Below are 5,266 nucleotides of genomic sequence, written 5' to 3'. Positions count from 1 at the left end.
TCGACCCACGCCACCGACGCCGGGCGCGCGCTGTCCATCGCTACGAAGTAGCCACGCCCCTGCCTGGAGGTCAGCAGGTTGCGCCCGCGCAGGCGGTCCAGGGCTTCGTTGAGGGTGAACTTGCTGACGCCCAGGGTCTGGGTCAACTCCCGCACCGACGGCAACTTGCTGCCGGGCGCCCATTCGCCGCTCTCGATGCGCTGGCTGAACGCCTCGACGATCTGCTGCACCTTGGGTGTGCCGTCCACGAACGCGATGGCGGATACAAACATAAACTGTCCTTGTGTTTGCCGGTGCTTTTACCGGTGAAGTTTGGCCGAATTAGGCCTGACTTTACCTGCCTTGTGCAACGGCGCTTGCCTACACTGCAGGCCTTCTCACCCTGGGTCCAAGGCCATGACCAGCGCATTGACGCTCTCTTCGTTTCTCTACTTCCTGCTGTTTTGCGCCACCATGACCTTCAGCCCCGGCCCCATGACCCTGCTGCTGTTGAGCTTGGGCTTAAAGGACGGCCTGCGCAGTTCGCTGCCGGCCCAATTCGGCGCCAGCGTGTCGTACCTGATTTCGATCCTGATCTTTGCCGTGGGCTTTTCGGCACTGATCAAGGGCAATCTCGCCATCACCCAGAGCATCCAGATAATCGGCGTGGTCTACATCCTTTACCTGGCCTACAAACAATGGACCAGCAGCGGTGTCGCCATGGATAAGGCCGCTGGAGTAGAGGGCGCACGCCGCTTGTTCGGCAAGGGTTTGCTGACCGGGTTCTCCAACCCCAAGACCCTCATCATGTTCAGCGCTGTATTCCCACAGTTCGCCGGGGCAGGGGAGCAACGTTCGGCGGTGGATATCGCCATCCTCGGGGCGACCTTCCTGGTGCTGCAATTTGCCAGCGGTTGCCTGTATTGCTACTTCGGCCAACGCATCAAGCACGTGCTGGAAAACCCCAGGCGCCGTGTGCTGTTGCAGCGGATTACTGCGGTGCTGTTGCTGGGTGTGGCGTTGATGCTGGCCCGCGGTTTTCCCCACTGAATGGTTTGGATGGGGAATGAGCAGTAGTGGCGAATTGCTGGCGCCCTGATAGACTCCGGGCATTCATCCAGGATTACAGCCCTCCATGCCTGCCGTCGGAGGAAAAGGATTTCCGCTCGCTACCCGTTTGTATAAATCCCGCACCTTAGGGCTGACGCTCGGTTTTGTGTGCGTAGTGTTTGGCATGTATCCGCTGGATCCGGCGCCATGGGTGTGGGCCTGGATGGTGATCAATGCATTTGTCTGGCCGGTCGTGGCCTTTCAGCGCTCGTTGCGTGCTACCCATACGCTGCGCAGTGAGCGGCGCAATTTGCTGTTCGATTCGTTTTGCGGCGGTTTCTGGGTCGCGGCCATGCATTTCAACCCGCTGCCCGGTGTGACGACCCTGTCGATGATGACCATGAACAACGTCGCCATCGGCGGTCCGCGCTTCATGCTGGCGGGGTGGGCGGCGCAGGCGCTGGGCATCGGCACGTCGCTGTTGATATTCACGCCGGCCTTTATCGCCACGACCACCCCGGTCCAGCTCTATGCCTGCCTGCCGATTCTGATGCTGTACCCGCTGGCGCTGGGTTGGATCTGTTACCGCCAGGCGGTGACCCTGGCCCGGCACAAACGCGAATTGCTGGCGCTGAGTCGCACCGACAGCCTGACCGGCCTGCTCAACCATGGCGCCTGGAAAGACCATCTGGAGATCGAGTTCCAACGTTGCCGCCGCGAACAGCAAGGGGCCGCGATTGCGTTGATCGACATCGACCATTTCAAGCTTATCAACGACACCTATGGCCACGTCACCGGCGACATCGTGCTGCGCCAACTCAGTAAAGTGCTGCGCCAGAACCTGCGCGCCACCGACCTGGCCGGGCGCTACGGCGGCGATGAATTCTGCGTGATCCTACCGGGCATGCCGCTCAACCGTGCCACGGAAGTGATGGATGCCTTGCGCGATCGCTTCAACGCGTTGGCGTACGCCCAGAACCCTTCATTGCGCGCCAGCTTGAGTATCGGCCTGGCGCCGTATCAACCGGGGCACGCCGATTCCACCACGTGGCTCAACGACGCAGACCTGGCGCTGTATGAAGCCAAGAGCAGCGGGCGCAACCGGGTCAGTTCGGTGCACGGCGCTTGGTTGCGGTCGGTCTAGTGGGGTAGGGTGAGGCGGCACCCCAACAAAAAACAAGGACCGGTTCATGCCCTTCACCTTCCCGCGTACTCTCCTGGCCGCCGCGCTGGCCTTGTCCTTCGCACTCCCGGCCTACAGCGCCGAACCCCACCGGCAGATCCAGGCGGACGCCGAACAGTACAAGGCCCCGGCCCTGAAACTGCTGGAGCGCCTGGTGAATATCGATTCGGGTTCCGGCTACGGGCCAGGCCTGACCCAGGTGAGTGACATCGCCGTCGATGAACTCAAACAGCTGGGCTTCACCATTGAACGGGTGCCGGATGCCGCCGCCAACAGCAGCCATGTGATCGCCACCCTCAAGGGCAACGGCAAGGCCAAAATCCTGCTGATGGCCCACATGGACACCGTGTTCAAGGAAGGCTCGGCGGCCGAACGGCCGTTTCACATCAAGGACGGCCGCGCCTATGGTCCCGGGGTGATGGATGACAAGGGCGGCATCGTCGCCGGTATCTACGCACTCAAAGTCCTGAAAAACCAGGGCTTCAAGGACTATGCACAGATTACCTTCCTGCTCGATGCCAGCGAAGAAACCGGTTCCGACATCGCCTCTGAACTGATCCGCAACACCGCCAAGGCCCACGACGTCACGCTGAACCTGGAACCCGGCCGCCCAGCCGACGGCCTGGTGGTGTGGCGCAAAGGCAGTGCCACCGCCGTGGTCGAAGTCAAAGGCAAAGCTGCCCACGCCGGCGTGGCCCCGGAGCTGGGGCGCAACGCCGCCATGGAAGCCGCGCATCAGATCCTGCAGTTGGGCAAGCTGGGTGATGAAGAGAAGAAAACCACCATCAACTTCACCGTCATCAAGGCGGGCGACCGCACCAACGTCATCCCCGACCAAGCCACCGCCAAGGCCGACGTACGCGCGGCATTGCCGGAAGAGTTCGACCGGATCGAGAAGGACCTGGTGCGGGTCTCCGCCAACAAGCTGATCCCGGAAACCGAAGTGACCACCACCCTCAAACGCGGCCTGCCGCCCATGCCGCAGACGCCGGAGTCGGACAAGCTGGTGGCGATTGCCCAGGGGATCTATGGGGAGTTGGGTAAAAAGTTGACCATTGAAGGCAGCGGCGGGGCGGCGGATGCCAGTTTGTCCGCCGGGGTGGGGACGCCGACGTTGGATGGGTTTGGGATTGTAGGGGGGAATATTCATACGCCGCAGGAGTATGCGGAGGTGGAGAGTGTTGCACCGCGGATCTACTTGCTGAGTCGGATGATTATGGAACTGAGTAAACGCTGATCAGGCTGGGAGGCTCACCTATTCAATTTGGCTGAGCCTTCATTCCTTGTGGTGAGCAGGCTTGCCCTGCGTGGACTGCGCAGCAGGCCAAAATATTAATAGCAAAGATCGTTATACGGCTGCTTTTTAAGTTGAGTATTGGTTTTTTTGTAGATATTCATCAAACTTTCGAACTATGTGATTTAGCCATAACGGGCCTGAGGCCCATTGGTATGGATAGTAGTAATAGCAATGCTGTATATGCAGTAAATTTTCTTGAAGATCTGGCTCATTGGTATACGAATTTATCAGCTCTAAAATTTCCTGTTTTACTGTCATGATTATTTCTCTAGGCGAGTCCAGTAGAAATGTATCGATGACATCATCGGCCGATGAATGATCTTCCGCCCAATCCTGATTAAAGTAAGCACCAAAAAAGTGTTGTAGCTCTGTTAATGGTTCATTCATTTTTCTGGGTATCCTGTTAGCAATAGATAGCCATCTGGCATTTTAGGAGCTCGTTTTATGACTAATAGGAACTTATAAACAGGTACGGATTTTTTTGCTCCATTTAGGATGCTTACCCCTACGGGTTGACTTGAGCTGCCTTTAATTAGGAGTTTTTCCTTGTTTCCACTTAAAAATGTAGTTATTTCTTGCTGGTGTGCAGTCAAGCTTTTGGACACTATAGCCTCAGCCTCTTCTAGAGTTTTGAAGGTAGATGAGGCTGGGATGTGCGGTTCTGATTCAAATCTTGCCGCTAACTGTTCGTCTGTTCGACCGACATGTTTTTCAATCAGGTGTCCTCCAGCCTTCTCGTGAGTAGTTAATACTCCAGGAGGTGATTTTTTTGTTAAATCGTTTTTTGAATCCGGGCAATTTCCAATCTTACAGCTTAACCCTAACGGATCCACCCACCCCGTCGGATTGGGCACGTACTGATAGGCGTTGATCCCACCCGCCAGCTTCACCGGATCAGGCATCAGGTAACACCCAATATCCGGATTGTAGTAGCGATGGCGGTTGTAGTGCAGCCCGCTTTCCTGATCAAAGTACTGGCCCTGGAAACGTAGCGGGTTGTCGATTGTGCCTTTGTCGAGTCGGCTGATCTGGCCGTAGGCGCGGTAGTGGGCGGACCAGACGATGTCGCCGTCTGGAGAGGTGAGTTCTTGCGGCGTGCCGAGGTGGTCGAGTTGGTAGTGATAGGGCTTGGTATCTATTGGGCCGAAGCCTTCCAACAGGGCCAGTGGACGAAAGCTGTCGGGTTCATAGAGATAGCTGCGATGGCTATCCGCATGGTGCTCGGCAATCAGCCTGTCGCCTTGCCAGAAAAACTCCGTCGTTAGGCCGTCCACGGTTTTGCTGATGCGCCGCCCAAACGGGTCGTAGCGGTAGCTGGCGGTTTGGCCGTTGGGTTGGGTGATGCCTATCAGCCGATGCTGGCAGTCGTAACGGTATTCGGTAACGAGTTGATGGCCTTTGCCACGCCGCTCGCGGATGAGGTTGCCGAAGGCGTCATAGTCGTAGTGGCGGTCGCCCTGGATCATCAGGCGGTTGCCGGCAACGATATCGGGGCCGGGGCGGTCTTGCATCAGCAGGGTGCCGGCCGGGGTGTGGCCGAAGCGTTCCTGCAGGTCTTGGGAGTGGTCGGCGCGGGTGAGGCGGCCTAGTGGGTCGTAGTGGTAGTGGTGTTCGCCTTTGCGCGTGTCGAGCAGGCGGGTGAGGTTGCCGGTTTTGTCGTAGTCGTATTGGCGTTGGTAGAGGTGGTCCTGTTGCTGGGTGATTGCGTGGGCGTGCAGGCGGTGTTGGTCGTCGTAGTGGTAGTGGCTGAGGAGTTG

General features: G+C 58.0%; 6 protein-coding genes. 3 read left to right on the top strand and 3 right to left on the bottom strand.

All coding sequences use genetic code 11. The features are described 5' to 3' along the window. On the bottom strand, positions 1 to 272 hold a 272-nt coding region (locus BFP99_RS28900), incomplete at its 3' end, for a winged helix-turn-helix domain-containing protein (protein ID WP_141690842.1). A gap of 124 nt (positions 273 to 396) precedes the next feature. On the opposite strand from BFP99_RS28900, the gene BFP99_RS28895 reads away from it, so the two are divergent. The 3 genes from BFP99_RS28895 to BFP99_RS28885 all read left to right on the top strand — a co-directional run bounded on the left by BFP99_RS28895 (position 397) and on the right by BFP99_RS28885 (position 3,449). Next, positions 397 to 1,029, top strand: a complete 633-nt coding sequence (locus BFP99_RS28895; protein ID WP_065923925.1) for a LysE family translocator — start codon at positions 397 to 399, stop codon at positions 1,027 to 1,029. Positions 1,030 to 1,114: 85 nt separating this feature from the next. Next, entirely contained in the window at positions 1,115 to 2,173 is a 1,059-nt protein-coding gene (locus tag BFP99_RS28890) for a diguanylate cyclase (RefSeq protein ID WP_065948789.1), read from the top strand. 46 nt (positions 2,174 to 2,219) lie between these two features. After that, positions 2,220 to 3,449, top strand: a complete 1,230-nt coding sequence (locus tag BFP99_RS28885; protein WP_065948788.1) for a M20/M25/M40 family metallo-hydrolase — start codon at positions 2,220 to 2,222, stop codon at positions 3,447 to 3,449. A 126-nt stretch (positions 3,450 to 3,575) separates the two neighbouring features. Here the strand turns inward: BFP99_RS28885 and BFP99_RS32515 are convergent, their stop codons facing one another. Continuing rightward, a complete protein-coding gene (locus BFP99_RS32515; RefSeq protein WP_083221270.1) occupies positions 3,576 to 3,896 on the bottom strand; it encodes a contact-dependent growth inhibition system immunity protein in 321 nt (106 codons plus the stop codon). After that, positions 3,893 to 5,266: RHS repeat-associated core domain-containing protein (locus tag BFP99_RS33840; RefSeq protein ID WP_256098246.1), on the bottom strand; the 1,374-nt coding region annotated here is incomplete at its 5' end. The genes BFP99_RS32515 and BFP99_RS33840, both read right to left, overlap by 4 nt.

The sequence above is a fragment of the Pseudomonas sp. 1 R 17 genome (genome assembly GCF_900067035.1).
Taxonomy (GTDB): domain Bacteria; phylum Pseudomonadota; class Gammaproteobacteria; order Pseudomonadales; family Pseudomonadaceae; genus Aquipseudomonas; species Aquipseudomonas marginalis.
Note: the sequence above shows the minus strand (reverse complement) of the source record. Positions and strands in the feature narration are given on the sequence as shown.

What these genes read in the sequence shown, in the direction of transcription:
- BFP99_RS28895 (WP_065923925.1), top strand. Translation starts at nt 397, where the DNA reads ATGACCAGCGCATTGACGCTCTCTTCGTTTCTCTACTTCCTGCTGTTT.
- BFP99_RS28890 (WP_065948789.1), top strand. Translation starts at nt 1,115, where the DNA reads ATGCCTGCCGTCGGAGGAAAAGGATTTCCGCTCGCTACCCGTTTGTAT.
- BFP99_RS28885 (WP_065948788.1), top strand. Translation starts at nt 2,220, where the DNA reads ATGCCCTTCACCTTCCCGCGTACTCTCCTGGCCGCCGCGCTGGCCTTG.
- BFP99_RS32515 (WP_083221270.1), bottom strand. Translation starts at nt 3,896, where the DNA reads ATGAATGAACCATTAACAGAGCTACAACACTTTTTTGGTGCTTACTTT.